This is a genomic window from Alkalilimnicola ehrlichii, from assembly GCF_003399765.1.
Classification (GTDB): domain Bacteria; phylum Pseudomonadota; class Gammaproteobacteria; order Nitrococcales; family AK92; genus AK92.
The window spans coordinates 44,251-64,045 of record NZ_NFZV01000025.1; the positions used below are offsets into that span (position 1 = coordinate 44,251).

The window sequence follows — 19,795 nt, forward strand, 5'->3', positions numbered from 1 at the left end:
CATTGTGTAGCGGCGATATCTGACGGCATGTCGGGTGTCGCCGCTATGCTTATGTCTGCGGCTGTAGAGAATACAAGAGACATGTGAACAGGCGTTCACATGTACGTGAACCCCCGTCTATTGGATAGGATTGCTTTTCAGCATAACCTTATTGACTGCTTGGAGGTGTCGAGCCGGTCACAGTTCGACACTTCAGTAATAGGAACCGGCGGTCAAGGCGGACAATGAACAATAAGCAAATCGGCAGCAGTCAACAGCGTATCCACGGGCGTTTTCACCACACGGGGGGAGCACGGTTTCGGTTGCATCCAACCAAAGCCGCCATTCTCTCTGCCATCGCAGCGACGACCGCCCCGGTCGGCGTTTGGGCCGGGCCCGGACAGACGGAGTTGGTTACGGACGGCCGCACCAATACCTCTGTCGATCAAAACGGCAACCGTTTCCGGGTCGAAACCGGTACCGTTAGAGGCAGTAGCGGGTTTAACTCCTTCGAGGCGTTCCGCGTCGCGGCGGGCGACACGGTCGATTTGCACCTGCCGGAGCATACCTTACGCCTGATTAATCTGGTTCATGGTTCGCAGTCCGAGATTTACGGTGTCGTCAACAGCTTGAAAGGCGGCCAGATCGGCGGCGACGTGATATTCGCCAACCCGCACGGTATTGTGGTCGGCCAGTCGGGCGTGCTGAATGTCGGCAGTTTGATGCTAACAACGCCCAGTCACGACTTCATGGACCAGATGTTGGACCGCTTCCAGGGCGGCCAAGTGACCGACGAGGCCCCGTTCGAGCAGCTCTTGTTGGGCGCGGCCCCGCTTGCCGAAGGTGCGGAAGTGCGGGTGGACGGCAATATCAACGCGCTCGGCGCGATTCGCCTGAGCAGTGTCGATGTGCGAATCGCCGGTCAACTGCACGCCGCCACGCCCGAAACCCAGGGCACCTTATTCGAAGCCAGCGTTAATACCGAGGGCTTGGAGCACGCCGATTTTGCTGCGGTGGAGGAAGGTTCCATCGTGATCGGTGCGCGCCATTCGATTACCGTCGACGAAAATGCCGAGCTGCATTCGGTGGCTAACAGCCGGGGCGAGCAGGGCGATATTCGGTTAGTGGCCCGTGCCGAGCAGGAAACGCCGTTCGGTATTGCCGATGCGAATGCGCGGGTGAGCATCGCCGGCAGTCTCAAAGGGCGCGATATCGACGTGCGCGCCGAGACGCGGGCGCGGGTCGATATGGAGTTGCCCGATGTCGACGAAGCGTCGTTGGCGGATTTGCTCGGGATGGGCGATAGCTTTCTCGCCGAGTTGGGCGAGGAAGCCGCCGAGTTGTTATTGGGCGATGCCAGCGATATCTGGAAGTCCGGCGCCTTCGTAACCGCCGATGCCGAGGTCGATATTCTGAACGGCGCCAGCCTTGAGGCGAGCGGCGATGTTCGGCTAAGTGCCGAGGCGACTCGCGAGATCAACCTGGTCGGGCAGTGGAACGAGCTCGAAGGCATTGGTTTGTCCGTCAGTGCCGCTTACCTTGGCGGCGACACCCGTGTGCAGGCGCATGAGGGCGCCGGCGTCGACGCGGCGGCGATTTTGAGGTGCAGGCCAGTAGCCGCAATAGCGTCGTCAACCAAGCCAAGCCGACGGATAACGCCGAAGGCGAGGCGCTGAACGCGATCAGCGTGACCTATGTCGATACGCGTACACAGGCATTGGTCGACCGGGGGGCGCAGATTAGCGCCCATGATGTGGCGGTGCGTGCCGATACGGAGAATAGCTTTACCACCCAGTCGACGGTAGGCGTGGATGCCGACAACGGTGTGGCAGGCGTGAGCTTTGCATTGTCGTGGGTTGGCAGCGAAACCGAGGCGTTATTAGGCGCCGACTTGATCGGAGTGAATGATGTAACGGTCGTAGCGGAGACGTTGACCGACGCCAACGTCACCCAAGCCGTGAGCAAAATCGCCCAGCAGGAAGAGCCGAACGAATCCGCCGACGGCGAGAGTAGCGAAGGCGCGCAGGAGGCCATCCAGGAATTTGCCGCCGAGCAAGGCCAAGCCTTGTTAGAGAAAATCGCCGGCATCGGCGAGGGCGTTAACCTCGGCGGTGGCGACGACGGCGGCGAAGGGAGCGAGGGCAGCGACGGTTCGGGCATCGGCGATTACTTCAAGCTGGCCGGTTCGTTGGCGATTGCCGACAGTTCGCAAACCAGCCGGGCGCAGATTCTCGATGGTACCACGATCGAGGCCGACGGCGATGTCGCCGTGGTGGCGCGGGTCGAAGACAGCGGCGTGCGTAACTCCGCGCTGAGTTCGGTGGCGGCTAAGACGAAAGACGGCGACGGCGAAGCGGGCAATACCAATGTCACCACGAGCCTTGCGATCAACGTCGCTAACCACCGTCACAACGCGGTAGCGACGATCGGCAACGGCGTTAACATTAACGCCCAGCGAGTCGGTGTCGGCGCGGAAACCTTGCTGCCGTTGAACGCCGCCCCGGCCGAGGAGTTGGGCGGCGAACTTGGCGATATCTTCTCCGCCTTCACGCCCTGGGCGGATGTGCAGGATATTTTCTCCTGGCTTGGTAACGCCAAGGAGTTGATGGGCGATTTGCCCGACGAGGTATTCACCAGCACGGCGAATAGCACCGGCAATGCCGAGAACCTGGCGGTGGCCGGCTCCGTCAACTTCTTTAATGTCGATCAGAATAGCCAAGCCTGGATCGGCGACGGCGCGGTGATCGAGACACGGGCGCCGGACGATAGCGGCTGGACGACCGCGCTGGCCGAAGAGCGGGATTGGGCCTGGAGTGCGCCCCTGGCGGTGAGCGCAACCAACCGCGCCGCGAGCATCAACGTTGCCGGTAATTTTGACTGGCTCAAGGTCTTCGGTACCGGCGGTGCGGGCGATGGCAACTCCGCCGCGCTCGGCGGCTCTTTCCTTTGGAATCAATACGACAGCCGCGCGGTGGCCGGTATCGGCGAAGGTGTGACGATTCGCGCCGAAGCCGTCGATGTCGAGGCGGAATCCTTCCATCAGTTCGTCGCCATTAGCCCCAGTGCCGGTAATGCCGACGGCTTGGCCGGTAACGGCACCTTTGCTATTTCGCGCGTTAATGCCGAAACGGCGGCGACGATTTCCAACACGGTCGATTTGCAGGCCGAGCGTTTGGGATTGAACGCCCATGAGACCCTGGCCGTGTGGACGACAGCCGGCGCTTTGGGTGTGAGCGAGAACATTGGCGCCGGGGCCAGCATCGCGGTCAACGATCTGGTGACGGTGACCCGTGCCCAAATCGGCGACAACCGCGCCGACAGCCCCTTCCACGATCCGGATAACCCGGTAACGAGCGCCGAGCCGGGCGTGATCGCCGTGAATACGCTCGAGGTCGGCGCCCTGACCGAAGGGCAAGCCGGCACCTTTGCGGTGGCCGGTGCGGCGGTTACCAACAGCGACCCCAACAAGAAAGGCTTCGTCGACCGGAGCAAAGAAAAACTCAACGGCAAGGTCGAAGGCATCCGTAACAAAGCCGCCGATCTGGCCGAGAACATCCCGCTGCTCGATTTGGCGGTGGACGATATTCGCGGTAAGAAAGCGGATAACGGCGGCACGCCGGATGCCTCCTCGGGTGACAATGCCCAAAGCAAAGGTCCGGATGTCGATCTGGCGGCGACCGGCAGTGTCGGCATTAATCTCGCTCGTCAGGAAACCCGTAGCACCCTGGAGGGGGTGACGGTGCGCTCGCGCGACGAGGACGTCGCGGTCGATACGACGGTCCGCGCGCTCAACGAAACCTTAATGCTCAGCACCGCCGGCGCCGGTTCTCTAGTGAAGGCCGGCAACCCGTCCGATCAGGACGATTTCAAGGCCGCGCTCGCCGGCTCGGTGGCGATTAACGTGTTGCAGAACGACACCGAAGCCGCCGTGCTCGACAGCACGTTGGAGGATGCCGGCGCCGTTCGCGTACAGGCCATGAGCGCGGGCGATCAGGTCGCTGTGGGGTTGGGGCTGGCGGTCGAAGCGTCCGGTTCGAATTCCGGCGATAAAAGCATGACCGCGGCCGGTTCCGGCTCGGTGAACTGGACGGCGAATCAGACGACTGCCTTGGTCGCCGGCAGCACCATTACCGGTGCCGACGAGGCGGCAACCGATGTCGATGTTACCGCTTACGACCGCACCCGTATCGCCACCGGCGGCGGTGCGCTGTTCGCCGGCGGCAAAGGCGGTTTCGGCGCCGCGCTCAGCCTCTCCAACATCGGTAATACGACTTCCGCACGCATCGAAGGCAGCGAGATTACCCACATCGATGCGCTCAGCGTACAAGCATTGGCACAAAATCGTATTATCGGCGGCGGTGCCGTGCTTGGCATAAGCACCGAGGACGACAGCGCAAGCCTGGCCGGCAGCTTGGTGTTCAACCTCATCGGCAACACGTTGGAAGCCTCGATCGGTACGGACGAAGCCGGTAACGGTAGCCGTATCGAGGCCGCCGGCGATGTGACCGTCGTCGCCAGCGATGCCGAGTCGGCGCCCGAGCTCGATGCCTTGACTTCCGACATCGGCGATAGCGATGTCGATTTCACTGCCAGCAATCCCGAGTTGCCGGAAGATTTTGCCGATATCGCCGGCAGCGGTAGTGCGATCATCGGTGTGGCCGGCGCGATTCAGGCCGGGAAGGCCGATAACGTCGGGCTGTCGATGGTCTTTAATCGTATCGCCAACCGTTACACCGCCGAGATCGACGGCTCCAGCGTCATGACAGGGGGCGATGTCGAGGTGGCGGCGCGCGATACCAGCGCCATTCTGGGGCTGGCGGTAGGCGGCGGCGTTACCTCCGGCAAGTTTGCCGGCATGGGTTCGGTGAGCGCCAACGTCCTGCAGGGGATTACCGAGGCCCGGATTCACGGGGATAACAGCTTTATCCAAGCGCGCGATTTGGACGTTGCGGCCATCACCAGCGGCTCGATTCTATCTTTCGCCGGTAATGTTGCGTTTTCCACCAAAACCGCGGCTGGGGCGGCCGTCTCGTTCAATCTCACCGGCGGTTTGGGCGACGAGGAGCAAGTGGACTCTTCCCTGGCGGCGCAAACAGTGGCCGAGATAGACGGCGCGACGCTTGAGCTTGAAGGCGACCTCGACGTGCGTGCCGCCCGTCAGGCACAAGTGCTGTCCGCCGCGGCCGGCGGCGTGGTCGGTACCGGGGCGGCCGGAATCGGCGGCTCGCTTAACGTGACGACCCTGGTCGACCGGACCTACGCGCGCGTCAGCGACAGCACCGTCGAAGCCCGCCACATGAATATCGAGGTCGGCGATGCCGATCTGGACGAAGGGCAAATTTTCGGCGGCGCCGGTAATGTCAGTTTCAGCAAAGGTACGGCAATCGGCGCGGCGTTCTCGGTTAACACTATCAGTAGCGAGCGCGAAGCCGTACTGGCCGACAGCACGGTTGAGCTAAGCGGGGATGCTACGGTCGCGGCGCGTTACAACGGCGAGATCTCCAGTGTCGCCGTCGCCGGGGGCGGTGGCGGTAAAGTGGCGGCCGGAGCCTCGGTGGTGACCGGCACCATCGCCGGTCATAGCTTGGCGGCAATCGACGGCGGTTCGCTGAAGGCGGATTCTGTATCCGTCGACGTTAGCGGCGATAACCTCACGATTAACACCCTGGCGGGTAACGTGCAGGGTGCCGGTACCACGGCTTTGGGGTTGGCTTCCTCGGTTAATACCATGTCCATGGACCGCATTGCCCGCGTCGATGGGGCGCATATTGAGGCAGGCGACACGGTCGATATCTTAAGCGGCGGCAATCAGACCATTCGTACCGCGGCCGCCTCCGGCGGCGGGGCCGGCACGGCAGCGGTGGGCGGCTCGGCCTCGGTCAACACTATCGAAGGCACCGAGTCCGCGCTGTTGCTGAACAGCACGGTGATTGCCGATTCCCTCAATGTCAAAGCCGATTCCGGCGAACACACAATCGCCAGCCTGGCCGGCAATGTGCAGGGCGCCGGCACCGCAGCGGTGGGCGCGGCGACGACGGTCAACACCTTGTTAAACAGCCGACGGGCGGTGATCGAGCACAGCCGCCTGAGTGTGGACGACAGCATTACGGTGCGGGCGGAGCTTGTCGGCAGTATCGACAGCATTGCCGCGTCCGGCGGCGTGGGCGGTACCGCCGGTGTCGGCGGTAGTGTGACGACCAATGTCATCCAATCGAGCGTGGAAGCCGGGATTCGCGGCAGTAGCTCCGAGCACGACAGCCAAACCACCTTAGTGCAAGCCGTGGATAGTTCGGCGATTCGCTCCATCGCCGGTGCCGCACAGGGAGGCGGCAGTGTCGGGATAGGGGCCTCCGCGGCCGTCAATAACGTCGGCAATTCGATTAATGCGTATCTCGTCGGTAACGACGGCAATACGTTCAACGCCTACGACGTCCGTGTCGATGCGCTGTCCGAGGCGGATATTCACACCGCTTCGGCTAGCGGTGCGGTCGGCGGCAAAGCGGGCGTTGCCGGAGCGACGGCGGTCAATGTCGTGACCACCGCAACGCGTGCCCATATCGGCCGCGACGCCACCGGTGGCAGCGGCGATGCCGACGTGTTCGCGCTTAATAATGTCGGCATCACCGCCGAGAACCGCGACGTCGTGCGGACGCTTGGCGGTACCGCGTCGTTTGGTTTGTACTTCGCCGGTGCGGGCGGTGCGATCGTCAATTATCTCAATAGCACGACCGACGCCTTGATCGACGGCGACGACACCGAAATCACTGCCTTGGCGCAGGGCGATGCGATGCTGGTCAACAGCGGCGAGCTCAATCGCAGCAACGCCAACCCCGGCCCCGGCGACGATGCCGACGCCGTCGACGGCATGGTGAGCGAGGACGGCGACGGCTTCGCCGCCGAGCTTGAGTTCAACCCGTACGCCGATTTGCGCGAGACGCAGGAAGAGGTCAACGGGGTTGCCGTGCGAGCGACGTCGGTGCAGCAGGTGGGTACGGTGTCGGCCACCGGGGCAGTTTCCGTAAATCCGAAGGGCTCTGGCGCTGTCGGCGCGGCCGGCACGGTCAATGTTGTCTCCGGTGCAACCCGCGCCATCGTCGAAGGCGCCACCATTAACGGCGGTGACCTGAGCGAGGCGGATGCGGCGCAGGCGCTGAGCATCGGCGCCTCCAGCCATGCTTTGACGGTGGATTATCTACTGGCCGGCGCCGGTTCGTTGGTGGCGGCCGGCGGTGCGGTCGACACCTCGGTGATCGACCGTACCACCGAAGCCCGCCTGTCGAATGCCGACGTAACGACCTTGGGCCAGACCGAGGTGCTCGCTAATAGCACCCAGCAGGGGACGGCCGTTTTGTTGTCGGTCGCCGGCGGTGGGGTTGCCGCCGCCGGTACGGTGGGTGCCGTCAGTCTAAGCGGCGATACCGTCGCCGGCATTGAAGACAGCACCGTGGAAGCCGGTGGGGTCACGGTGGATGCGGCCAGCCAACGCATTATTAACCTCCATTCGGGCGGGATTGCGGTGGGCGGTGTGGCCGGTGCCGGTGCGGCATCGGTTGGCCTTATCGACGGCACTACCGCTGCCTATATTCGCGGCGCGTCGGAGCAGGCGGAGATTCGCACCGCCGGCGCGGTTACGGTCGATGCCGATACCGATAGCCGGATCTTTAACAACACCGCAGCGTTAGGCGCCGGGGCCTCGGGCACTGTCGCCGGCTCGGCGGCGGTCAACATCATTACCAACGATACGTTGGCGGAAGTTGACAACACCCGTTTGCATAACGGCAGCAACGGCGCGGCGCAATCCTTGCGCATCAATGCCACGGAAAGCGTCCGGGTGGATAACTTCGCCGGCGGTGGTGCCTTGAGCCTCAACGATCTGGCCGTGGGTGCCAGCGCCAATGTGCTGGTGGCGCAGGGCCGGGTGCAGGCCGCGTTGCGCGATAGCGACGTTCGCACGTCGGGTAATGTCGATGTCGAAGCCGACCGCAGCCTGCAAGCGCAGCAGATCACGGTGGCCGGTGCCGCCGGTTCGCATTTCGGTATCGGCGGCAGCGCCGCGCTCATGTTGCTCGGCAACGGCTCGACCAGCCATGACGGCAGAGACATTCTCGATGAGCTGAACAAAGACGGCAACGGCACGCTGGCGCAGTTCGAAGATTACGGTAGCAACGATAAGCTCGGTTACACCTTGATCGAGTACGAAGATCCGGTGACCGGCGAGATCGTTACCCGCGATGCGCTCGACGGCGGCGTTCTCGGCAATGACGAGCAGGCTTCCTTAAACGAGAGCGCCAGCTACGATGTCACCGGCGTGTTCGGTGCTAACGCGCGGGATCACGAGACGATCGCCGTGATCGACGGCGGCAGCGTGCGCGCGGGGAACGTTAACGTCAAGGCGACCGAATCCTTGCGCGCTTTGCAGGCGAACGGTGCGGGCGGTATCGGCGGCTCGGCCGGCGTCGGTGCCTCGGCGGGTATGATTTTCTCGTACTCTAATGTGAGTGCCGGGCTCGACAACGGCGCTAGCGTCCATGCCAACGGCAACGTCGATATTCGGGCCGTTTCGCAACAACTAGGCAGCGACCCAGCTATTGAGCTCTGGACGGTTGCCGGTGCGGCGGGTCTGGGAGCAGGGTTAGGTGCGGCAGTGAGTGTGGCGACGCTCGATCAAGATGTGAACGTTATCTTGAACGGCGATATTACCCGCGCTCGCGATATCAACGCGCAAGCCGAAGAATCCATGGATATCGATGTGAAGGCGCTCGGCGCCTACATCGGTGCCGGGGCGGCAGGTGCCGTGGTGGCTTACGGCGAGCGCAACAGCAGCGTCGGAACCTACCTCTTCCAAGACCGCAATTTGACCGCGACGCGCGATGTTGTACTGAGCGCGGAGAGTGCCGGCAGCACTCGTGTCGTGGGGCAGGCCGCCTCGGGAGGCTTCGTCGGCGCCGGTAATGCAGCAGTTGTGGTGGCATCGGACGACGCCGAGGTGACGCTCGATGTCGGCCAGGACACGCGCATCGATGCTGGGCGCGATATTTCTCTGCTGGCGGTGAATCTGCCGGAGCTGTATGCGGAAAGTTTGAGTGTAGCCTTATCGGGCGGGGTGTCCGCCGGCGCCAGCGTGGTGACTGCGCGCACGACGTCCAACACCAACCTGGATGTACGTAACGGCGCCAGGCTGAGCGGGCGGGCGCTACATTTGCAGGCCCGTTCGGACGATCGCGACGGTCGTGCGAGCTGGACTACCGCCACCGCCAAGGCCCAGGGCGTAGTCGGCGGCCAGTTCGCGGGTATCAACGCGGCGGTGGCCGACGCCGAGCACCATGCCGAAGTCCGAGCCCGAGTGCACAACGGTGCCGTGGTGACGGCCAGCGACTCGCTGACACTGGAAGCAATCAATGCTTCCTCCGTGCGTGCCGAGTCCAACGGCGTAACAGTCGGCGGATTGGCGCTTGGCGGCCATGTGGCGAATGCCCGTTCGAACGGGGTGACGTCGGCCGTGTTCCGCGGTCGCGCCGAACTCGACGGGCGTGCCGACATGGTGTTGCGCGGCCATACCGAAACCAACAACTTTGCCGGCTCGGTGTCCGGGCGCGGGGGCGTAGTCGCCGGTGCGGCGGCCTTGGCCAACACCCGCGACAACTCCTCGACCGAGGTCATCCTGGCCAACCAAGGCTTACTGTTTGCGGACAATCTGACGCTCGATGCGACCTACCTCGGCCGTTTCAACGCGCAGGTCGATAGCACGCAGGCCGCCGTGGTCGGTATGAGCGGCGCCTGGGCCGATAACCGCGTTAATGCCGAGACGCAGGTGGACATCGGCAATAACGCCACCGTCCATGCCCGCGACATGGATATTCAGGCGCGGGCGACGGTACGTAAGCAGAACGACGGCGAGCGCAGCGTGCGCTCCGGTTCCGGCGGCGTGTTCGATGCGGCCGCGGCGCGCAGCTATACGGCGGTTAGTCTCGATACGGCGGCGAATGTCGGTAATCGGGCCGATGTGCAGGTGGTCGGCGACTGGACCGACGGCAGCGACCTAGTGATTCGGGCCGGCAACGTGTTGGATATCGAAGACTCGGTCAAACTCGACGCCGGCGGCGCGGTTGCCGTGGCCTTGGCGGAATCCATTTTCGAGACGCCGGACGGCTTGGAGGCTTCGGTCAGCATCGGCAACGGAGCAACGCTGCGGGCACCGGGCGATATGATTCTCGCTGCCTATACGGAAGCCGATATCAATAACTCGGTGGACGCGAAGACTTACGGCGGCGCCGGGGCGCGCGCGGCACTACCCTAATCGATCTGGATGTCGGCCAGCGGGTAACGATCGGCACCGGAGCGGATCTGGAAGCTTTGGGCGAGATGCATCTGCGGGCCGGTCGGGATCATCACGACAGCCGCAGCCGCTTCGATCTCAATGCGCGCACCGATCTGTGGAACAACACAGCGGCCCCCATCAGAACCAATCCACGGGCAGAAATCGAGCTGATGCAGGACAATCGTGTCCGCACGGCCAACAACTCGGTCGTGGCTAGCGTTGGCGATGTCTACCTGGTGGCGGATGAAGGCATTCGTCGTCTGAGCGGCCGCGGAACGGGTAAGGATCTCTATCGCGAAGGCGCGGAAGGGTTGGGTAACGTTATCTCCGGCCTCGTCGGCGGCGGCGAGGTGTCCTTCGCCATCGAGACCGGCAACACCCACTTTGGCGGTACCCATGTCGTTACTGTCGACGGCGATGTGCGCACCAGTATTCGCAACGAGCAGTTGCTGCATCTCGATTACCGCATCGAGGATGGCGAACTGATCATTTTTGCCAGCTCGCAAAGCGAAGGCGTGGAGTTCGAGGTTAGCGATACCTCGCTGACCCAGCAAATCATGGAGCGGCTGGACGAACTCTATACCTACCTGGTCGATTATTCCGGCTCTCAGTTGGAAGAGGCAGCCTTCCAGGCCGAGATCAATTTGCTGGAAATGCGGTTGGTCGAGCTTGCCGAGCAGGCCGGGTTGGAAATCGAGTATATCGACGGCCGGCCTAACGTGCCGGACGAGATTCCGATCAAGATGATTACCGTAGAGCCGATTATCGCTCAGTCCGGTAATATCCACGTGTTCGGCGACGCCTTGGTCGGTTCCGGAACGCTGGAGGCGCCCGGCGATTCCTTGATCGATATCGTTAACGACACGCCGGGTTTTCTCGCCGTCGGCGATCTAAAAATCCCCACCGCGGAAGGCGGGCAATTAATCTTTAACCGGACCGTGATGGAGGGCGATACCACTGCCGAGCTTAATCAGTCCATTCGCCACCTGAATCGGAGCGGTTTGGGTAATGCCAACTTCGGTGAGGTCATCACGGCGGAGAGCGGCCCGCTGCCGCAAATTAATATTCGCACCCCGTACGAACCTTCGCCTTTGACAGTGGGGGCGAGACGGGTCAATTCCTGGCGCCGGATATCTACCTGCGTGGCGACGTGCGGAATCTGCGCGGCAACGTGGTGGTATCGAATGCCGCTGGCAGCATCTATGTCGACGGCAATATTCGCGCGTACAACTCCGAGATTGGTGCCGGCCGCGACTTCATCCTGACCTATCAGGACGGCTTCCGGCATATCGGCAACGATCCTAGGACCGGCACGGGCGGTGCGCCGCGGGTCGCCGGCGGCAATATCGTCGCCAGCGCGCGCTATTTGAACATCAACGGCTTGATGCAGACCGGTGTTGCCGAGTGGAATCTGGATGTCAGCGACGAGCTGATCGATTCCAGGATCGCTATTTTCGAGCTGTTGGGCCTCGGCCGGCCGCGCGGCGTGCACCGGATGGCTGCCACCGATCCGGTTACCGGCCAGATCGGTTGGTCGTTCGATTTCGATAATAACCAGATCATCGTCCACCCGATCGAGGTCGACGGCGGCTACATGGAGTTGACCGGCCAAATCATGAACACCGGCGGCGGCCAGCTCAAGGCCATCGACGGTTACGGCAAGATTAACATCGCGAACAACACCAACTACGAGTTGTTGACCCAAAACCTGAATGCCGGCGAGGGCATTCAAGGCCGCATCCGGCTTAACGATTCCGCCTTCAGTAACGACGACACCCTGCGTAGCACGATCTACGTCATGGACGGCGGCGAGATCAAGGTCTATCAAGGCGCGTATAGCCGGATTCGGGAGACTGATGAGTTCTTGTTGCGCACCACCGAAGGGCGGGAGACGACCTACAGCCCGCGCTCGGGGCAGGACTACGTCTGGGTAGTCGGTACCACCAGCGAGCATCGGCGCCAGGTCATTCGCTATAGCGATACTGCGATTGGGTTTATACCCAGCGGTTCCGGCACAGTCCATTACGACGAGGAATGGCAACTGAGCAGTGCGCCGATCGATGGCGCCGAGTATGTCTATATCGGCCGCTTGCCGGAAGGCGGGATCGTCTTTACTAACCCGATTACCGGCGACGATATCGTTTTCCTCCCGCCGCGCGACGAGTTAGCGCCGGGGCAGGGGCACGAAGTTGTCGATAACATCGAGACGGAAGACCCTGAACTCACCAGCCGGCGTAACTGGACCAGCTGCGAAACCCGCATTATCTGGTGCGTGGAAACCCGGCAGTGGCAAGAAGATATCTACCAATGGGGCGAGCGTACCTACACTCGCAATACCATCCGCGCCGATTACAAGATCGATATCGGCTTCATCGGTTTCGACGAGGGTGTGATTAACATCGACTCCGTCGGCGATGTGACGGTGACGGATAACATCCGTAACGTTAGCGGCCACGTCGACATAATCGGTAACCGCATCGAGCAGCGCGGCGAGTCGACCTCGATTACCGGCCGTACCATCGACCTTAAGGCCGAGGAAGGTATCGGCACGCGGCGCGAGCTGCGCCTTGCTGCCGATAGCGTCAGTGCAACCAGCACGTCGGGCGATATTGCCCTCGATGCCTTCAACGGCGATTTGACCCTGAGGCAATTGGATGCTCAGGACGGCGATGTGCGGCTGTCGGCGCAGCGCGACATCGGCACCATCGGTAACGCCGTGATTCGTGGCGAGGCCATTAGCCTCGATGCGCGAACGGGCCGTATCGGCACGGCCAACCGTGCCGTACGGATTGACACGGCGGATAACGATAACGGCTTGTTCAACGCCTCCGCCGCGCAAGGTGTGCACGTGCGCGAGGTCAACGGCAGCCTGCGGGTGGTGCAGATCGACGCCGGACGCGCCGATGTTTCGATCACGGTCGACGACGGCGACCTGATCGACGCCAACACCGAAGCGCGTCGCGACGAACGCCGCCTCGCCGAGCTAGAGCGCCTATGGGAAGAAATGGGCCTTACCGGCGACGCGGCGCAAGCCTCGCTGGAGCAGGAGAAGGCCGCGCAGGAAGCGGCCGGCGAGACTCGTTACCAGCGCTACTGGAACCTGCGTAACCTCTCGCTCGACGACAACGGCAACGTCGTTGCCGATGCCTACGATCCGGACTATCAGGCGTCCTTGAGCGCTGCCCAGCGTACGCATTTGCAAGAGCAGCTAGGCTGGGACGAGGCGCGGATTACCGATTATCAGAAGAGCCTGACCGCGGAATATCACGACCTGCATCAGGAGTTCGGGCATCTCGGCGGTTACGACGAGAACTTCCGCTACGCGCTGTCGGCCGACCAGATTGCCGAGCTCGAACGAGGCGCGGAGTGGAGCGTAGACCAACTGCGCTACTCGGTCTCGGCCGGCCTGTTGGATCAAGGTACCGGTGGCGGCGTGGAGATCGAGGCGCCGAACGTGATTGCCGGCAACGTGACGCTATCGGCGCGCAACATCGGCCGCACACTGGCCGAGGATGTGATTATCGACGTCTCCGACGGCTTCGAAGGCTTGACGCAGGAGCAGCGTATAGCCCTCGGTACCGCCGAGCGCGGCGATGTGTTCGAAGACCCGGAGAACGAAAACGTGGTCCGGATCGTGCAACGCGACGCCTTTATTATCGATAACACCGGCAGCGTGACGGCGACGGCCGATGAGGATATCTTCCTCGGCGGCCGCAATAATCTGAATCTGTACAACGTCTCCGGCGGTGCGGTACGGCTTAGTGCCGACGGCGATATCACCACCTTACGGCCGGGCGAAACCGTGTTGTCGGGGCGCGATGTGATTCTGGAGGCGCCGAACGGCTCGATCGGCAGCCTCACCAACCCGCTGCAAACCAATATCAGCGGCGTGCTGACCACACGCGGTGCCGGCACCATGAACCTGCATCAGGTCGGCGACCTCCGTATCGACCAGGTCTACGGTAGCACCGGCGTTAATCTGACGGTCGACGGCAACTTGCTCAGCGACCGTGAAGCCGGTGCCAGCCTACGCGGCGGGTGGATCGATCTGAACGTGGCCGGCAACGTCGGTACCGAAAACCGCTTGGTCAACGTCGAGCTCGCGCCGACAGCAGCGAACGCCTGAGCATGGACATCGGCGGCGATGCCTTTATCGGCGCCGAGCAAGGCGTATTTGCCACTCCGGGTAACCTCCGCTTCGGCGACGTTGCAGTCGGTGGCGACTTGGCGGTAAGCGATGTGATCAGCCTCGACTTCGGGGGAGAGGCCAGCATTGGCGGTACGCTGACGGCGACGCTGGCGAATGCCTGGACCATGGGCGATGACGCGCGCCTTGAGGTCGGCGAACGCCTGACCGTGGAGGCCGGCGGCGAGGCGAACCTGCGCGAGGTGGCGGTTAACGGCAGCGATGCGCACGCGGTGAGCATCGACGCCAGCCGTATAAACGGCGTTAACGGAGCGGCTTATCATCTGCGTAGCAACGGAACCGCGAATCTGACCGCCCACGACGCTATCGGGTCCGCGGACGAGCGTCTGCTGTTGGATGTGCGCCGGATCAACGCCTTCAGCGACGCCGGCGCGGTCGGGCTGCATCTACAAGGCCCGGTCGCCGGCGGCAACCTCACCGCGTTGGCCGATCAGGTATGGCTCAGCGGTGCCGGCGATATTGCATTAACAAGCATCTTTGGTCGCGACGGCGTAACCGCCGAGGTCGACGGCGCGTTGGCTATCGGTCGTTTGACCAGCGAAGGAGCCGCTTACATCGAGGCGGCTACGCTCGCACTCGATCACGGCATCGCGGATGACGAATTCGTCGTCCGCACCAACGGCCAGCAGACGCTTGGCGATATCGAAGCCGGCGGCCGGATGCAGCTCAGCGCGAGCAACGGCGGCATTCGCTTTGCGGCCTTGCACGGCGGCGAGGATTTGCTGCTCGAAGCGGCGGGCCAGGTGGAAGCCGTCGTCGACGCGCGGCTCGACGAGCCGCGTCCGGGCGTCGATCGCGGCGTTATGCTGTTCCGCGACACGGTGGTGCTCAACGGCGGTGGCGATATGAACCTCGGCTGGGTGCGTTCTGCCGAGGATCGCATCGTAGTCGATACAGCCGGCACCTTCGCTGCCCAATGGCTGGATACGCCGATGGCGGATATTCTCATTCATGCCGGTGCCGCCGACCTTGGCGGTGCCCACGCCTACAGCCATGTGCTGGTCGATACCACCGCCGACCCGGCGGACACCGATCCGCGCGATTGGGCCACCTTCGGTCAGCGCGAAGGCGCGGATATCCGCTTTGCCGACTTGCGCAGCGAAACCGGCGACGTGTTGGTCTATGCCGGCGGCGATGTCCATGGCGGCGACGCCGTGGCTTATCGCGACCTGATCCTGGCAGGGCGTAACCTCACCCTCGGCCGCACCGAGAGCCTGACCCGCGACCTGGAATTCCAAGCGCTGGAGAACATTCTCGGTCAACGCGCCGTATCCGCGCGCGATATCACCATCGGCGCCGGTGGCGATCTCCTTTTCGAGTCGGTGGATTATGAGGGCGATATCTCCTTGTCCGCCGGGCGCAACATCTGGGTGCGGGTTGGCGGCGACATCGACATGGAACGTGTCGAGGCGGGCGAGAACGTCGAGTTGTTCGCCGATGGCGGCATTGCGCTGGTGTCGGTCGATGCCGGCGGCGTCGTCACCTTGGAGGCCGGCGAGGCTTTGCGCGTCGAGGAGTACATCCGCGCCGGCGGCAACGTGACCGCCTCGGGCGAGCAGGTCGTGCTGGATACCGTCACGGCCGGCGGCCGGTCGATATCGACTCGCGCAGCTCGCTCGACGTGCGTTGGATCGACAGCGATGGGCGGCAAGATCTGCTTGCCGGTTCCCATATACGTTTCGAGACGCTGAGCTCGCGCGATGCCGTGCATGCAGCGGCCGGCGGCGTTATCCAAGGTCAGCACATCGACAGCGGCACGGATGTGACGCTCGATGCGCTGGACTCGGTGCTGGTCGACTACGTCATCAGCGTCGGCGATCAGAACATCGAAGCGGACAACCGAGTCGCGTTCCGCGAGCTGGTGGCCAACGGCGATATTCGCGTCGGTGCGGTACAGGGCATACAGGGTGAGCGGGCAATGGCGGATGGCCTGCTGCGGCTCATGGCCGGCGACCGCCGCCATAACGGCTCCCTGCACAATGCCGATCTCGCGCTCGATTACGTGCGCGGCGAAGCCGTGCGCTTGTACGCCGGCGGTCGTATCGGCGGCCATGATGCCGATACCCCGTTGGATGTCGCGGTAGGGCGCGAGCTGAGCCTGGTCGGCCAGCAAATCGCGGTCGATGCGACTCAGACCGGCTTCGATACCTTGGCGCTGGATATGGTCGGTGCCAACCATGGGTTGGCCGATTACGCCTGGTTACGGTTGACGACGGATGCCGCCGTCGAGGCAGGTCAGGTGCATGTCGAGCAGGCTGAGCTTGTCACCAATACGTCGCGCTTGCGGATCAACGATGCCGAAGTTGCGCATTGGCTGGATCTGCAAACCGGCCAGTTGCACGCCTACATCAATAACATCGATCCGCGTCTGCGGCCGGTGCATGTGCAGATCTACGAGCCGTATGAGCCGGACACCCGGTTTGCCCTCGATATCGACGGCCGCGCGCTCTGGACCGATGCCTACGTGAGCTATTACCGCCCGGGCTGGCAGGTCGACACCCCGACCTACAGCACCGACCGCGATGCTTGGCACCGCGACGTCGAGGGGCGCAGCATCGAGAGCGATCTTAATAGAGACCTGCGGACGTTGGCCAAACACGTCGAACCGGGCTTTGTCCTGCCCACACCGGCGATGCCCGCTCGGGTGAACGCCTGGGGGCCGGGCGATGCAGCGCCGCGCGTGCGGGTCGGTTTGGTCTCGATTCGCGGTTTGGAAGAGGAATTGACGGTCTCCGAACAGGAAACGGCCGGCGAGGAAATATAAATGCGGAAATTCGGGGGGAATGCCCGGTCGCGGATTAGCGGCGGCCGGCACGTTAGGTATTGCTTTAATGTTCGGCAGTCCGGTGTTGGCGGAAACGGCGCCGCGCTTGGATGCCGGTGCTGAGCGCGAACGGCTATTGCGGGATGAGCTTCTGCGCCAGCAACGGCGCCAGGAAGGCATGCAGCCGGAGGGCGATGCCACCATCACCGGGCCGGAGCTGTTCGAGCCGAGTCAATTGCCGGAAACTGGCGACACCTTTCAGTTGAGTGCGATCGAGTTCGACGAGTCGGCCTTTTTTAGCGCAGCCGAGTTGCAGCGTTTGGCCGACGAGTACATCGACCGCGATATCAGCTTCCGCGAGTTAAACGATTTGGTGAACCGTGTTAACGCCTGGTACGGCGCCCGCGGGATCATTACGGCGCGGGCGCTGATTCCGCCGCAGCGAATCGACGACGGCGTATTACAAGTGCGTTTGGTAGAGGGACGGCTTGGTGCCTTTATCGTCGAAGGCGCGGGTTCCACCCGCGAGCGCTACCTGCGGTGGCGTTTAGGGTTAACAGACGGCGAGGTGATTGACGTGGCCGCGCTCGAAGCCGCGGTTACTCGGCTAAACCGAACCGGCGACTTAAGCTCGGCGGCCGCCTTGCGGGCCGGCGAGCGCACCGGCGAAACCGATGTGCTGTTACAAGTTCATGAGCCGCCGCGCTGGCATGTTCAAGTCTTTGCCGATAATGCCGGGTCGACCAGCACCGGGGAATACCGCGGCGGGATGATGTTGGGCGTCAACAGCCCCTTAGGCGTGCGCGACCGCTTGTCGATGTTGGTCTTGGGCAGCGAAGGTTCTCTCAACGGCTCGATCGGCTACGACTTTCCGGTGACCCGTTCCGGAGGACGCATCGACCTGCGCTATGTGCAGGGCGATATCGAGGTGGTGGACGGCCCTTACCGTGCCTTCGGCCTGGAAGGCGACTCCCGCGAAATGAGTATTGGTTTCGACCAACCGCTTACGCGCAGCAGCCGCTGGTGGTGGGATAGCAGCTTACGGGTGGCGCGCAGCGAATCGGAAACGACGCTCGATGAGTTTCCGTTCAGCGAGTACAGCATCGACCGAGCAAGCGTGGCGACGCAGATTACCCGCTTCGGCCAGTATAGCCAATGGACATGGCGCCAAGGCGTGCAGTATGCGCGGCTGGACGATCAGGTGATGGACGACGAGGAGGGCTTCGTCGTCTTCGACGGTTTGTACAACGTCACTGTCATGCCTTTCGAGCGCTGGGCCGGTACCGTGCGCGGGGCCTGGCAGTATATCGACGACAAAGCCGTGCCGTCGCCGCTGCATTACCAGGTGGGCGGTACTAACACCGTGCGCGGCTACCCCGAGAGCACGATTGCCGGTAGCCGAGGCTACTTCGTTAACCTCGAAACCCGTTACCGTCCGGGTACCGCTTTATCGCCGTTTGCGTTTATCGATCACGGCTTGATCGACGACATCAGCCCTAACCGCGAGCATTTGCTTAGCGCCGGTTTAGGTTTTAACTGGCGCTGGACGCGCTACATCGAGGGCGAGCTCGTCTACGGCCATACCTTCCGCGAGATTCTACCGGACCAGGACGACTGGCGCGTGCACGCCCGCATCAGCGTCAGCTGGCCTGGTTATTGATTGAGCAGCAGCTAGAGGTTCTTCATGCTTTTCTATAATAAAATCGTTCCGCTGAATCGCGACCGCCACAAGGGTTTGCGCCTGCGCTCGGCCCAGGGCAAAGCCGACTTTGCCGCCAATACGCATTATCTCCCGCTGGCCGGCACCGAGTTTTATCAGGCCAGCCGTTCGTTCCCGATTCTCTTCACCGGCGGTGAAGGCAGCGGCCCGGTGGTGCTGGTCGGTTTGCAGGAGGCTCGTAACCTGTTCCTCGACGAGGAGCAGCGCTGGGATCGTTTCGAATACGTTCCGGCCTATGTGCGCCGTTACCCGTTCGTGTTAGCCAAAGGCGACAACGGCGATGATTACACCGTGTGCTTCGACGAAGCCTATGCCGGTTTCAACGAAGCAGAAGGCGAGGCATTATTCGACGAGGAAGGCAAGGACAGCCCGTACCTTCAGCGCACCATTCGCTTCTTGAACCAGTATCTAGCCGAAATGGAGCGGACCAAGGATTTCATCGCTCGCTTGGAAGAATGGGATCTTTTAAAGCAGCAGGACGTCCAGATTCGTGCCGCCGACGGCAGCCGCTACGCGCTTCGCGACTTTAAAGTGGTCGATGAAGAGAAGCTTAACAAAATAGCCGACGGCAAACTGGGCGAGCTGCATCGCGAAGGTTGGTTGGGTTGGATATACGCCCACCTGATTTCGCTGAATAACCTGGCTGTACTCAGTGACCGTATTGCCGCCGGCGGTGCGACCGAAGAGGCTGTTAACGAAGAGGCCGAGGAAGCGCCAGCGCTCGGTCCGTCAGCGCACGCAGCTAGCCAACCAAATGCGCGGGCTGGCCGCCGAGTACGGGGTCGTGTTCCCCAAACAGCTCAATCC

Annotated in this window: 8 protein-coding genes; all 8 read left to right on the top strand. The window is 62.7% G+C overall.

Features of this window, described 5'->3' with window-relative positions:
• Positions 1–224 precede the first annotated feature (224 nt).
• Positions 225–1,655 carry a leukotoxin LktA family filamentous adhesin gene (locus CAI21_RS18465; RefSeq protein WP_116303648.1) on the top strand — a complete coding sequence of 477 codons (1,431 nt, stop codon included), beginning with the start codon at positions 225–227 and terminating at the stop codon, positions 1,653–1,655.
• Positions 1,583–10,276 carry a beta strand repeat-containing protein gene (locus CAI21_RS18470; protein WP_116303649.1) on the top strand — a complete coding sequence of 2,898 codons (8,694 nt, stop codon included), beginning with the start codon at positions 1,583–1,585 and terminating at the stop codon, positions 10,274–10,276. The genes CAI21_RS18465 and CAI21_RS18470 overlap by 73 nt, the downstream gene beginning before the upstream one ends.
• A gap of 56 nt (positions 10,277–10,332) precedes the next feature.
• The gene (locus tag CAI21_RS18475; RefSeq protein WP_147305170.1) at positions 10,333–11,562 is read left to right on the top strand and encodes a hypothetical protein; all 1,230 of its coding nucleotides are present in this window, start codon (positions 10,333–10,335) and stop codon (positions 11,560–11,562) included.
• Complete coding sequence (locus tag CAI21_RS18480) at positions 11,448–14,423, top strand: DUF4097 domain-containing protein (RefSeq protein ID WP_147305171.1); 2,976 nt, start codon at positions 11,448–11,450, stop codon at positions 14,421–14,423. Before CAI21_RS18475 ends, CAI21_RS18480 begins: the two co-directional genes overlap by 115 nt.
• 2 nt (positions 14,424–14,425) lie before the next feature.
• On the top strand, positions 14,426–16,195 hold the full coding sequence (locus CAI21_RS18485; protein WP_116303652.1) for a hypothetical protein: 1,770 nt from the start codon (positions 14,426–14,428) through the stop codon (positions 16,193–16,195).
• Positions 16,126–17,268, top strand: a complete 1,143-nt coding sequence (locus tag CAI21_RS18490) for a hypothetical protein (RefSeq protein WP_116303653.1) — start codon at positions 16,126–16,128, stop codon at positions 17,266–17,268. Before CAI21_RS18485 ends, CAI21_RS18490 begins: the two co-directional genes overlap by 70 nt.
• Positions 17,269–17,287: 19 nt before the next feature.
• The gene (locus CAI21_RS18495; protein ID WP_116303654.1) at positions 17,288–18,928 is read left to right on the top strand and encodes a ShlB/FhaC/HecB family hemolysin secretion/activation protein; all 1,641 of its coding nucleotides are present in this window, start codon (positions 17,288–17,290) and stop codon (positions 18,926–18,928) included.
• A gap of 24 nt (positions 18,929–18,952) precedes the next feature.
• Positions 18,953–19,795 (top strand): SapC family protein (locus CAI21_RS18500; RefSeq protein WP_116303655.1); only part of this gene is annotated, 843 nt, incomplete at its 3' end.

Coding starts and splice junctions, on each gene's coding strand:
- CAI21_RS18465 (WP_116303648.1), top strand. CDS start 225: ATGAACAATAAGCAAATCGGCAGCAGTCAACAGCGTATCCACGGGCGT.
- CAI21_RS18485 (WP_116303652.1), top strand. CDS start 14,426: ATGGACATCGGCGGCGATGCCTTTATCGGCGCCGAGCAAGGCGTATTT.
- CAI21_RS18495 (WP_116303654.1), top strand. CDS start 17,288: ATGCCCGGTCGCGGATTAGCGGCGGCCGGCACGTTAGGTATTGCTTTA.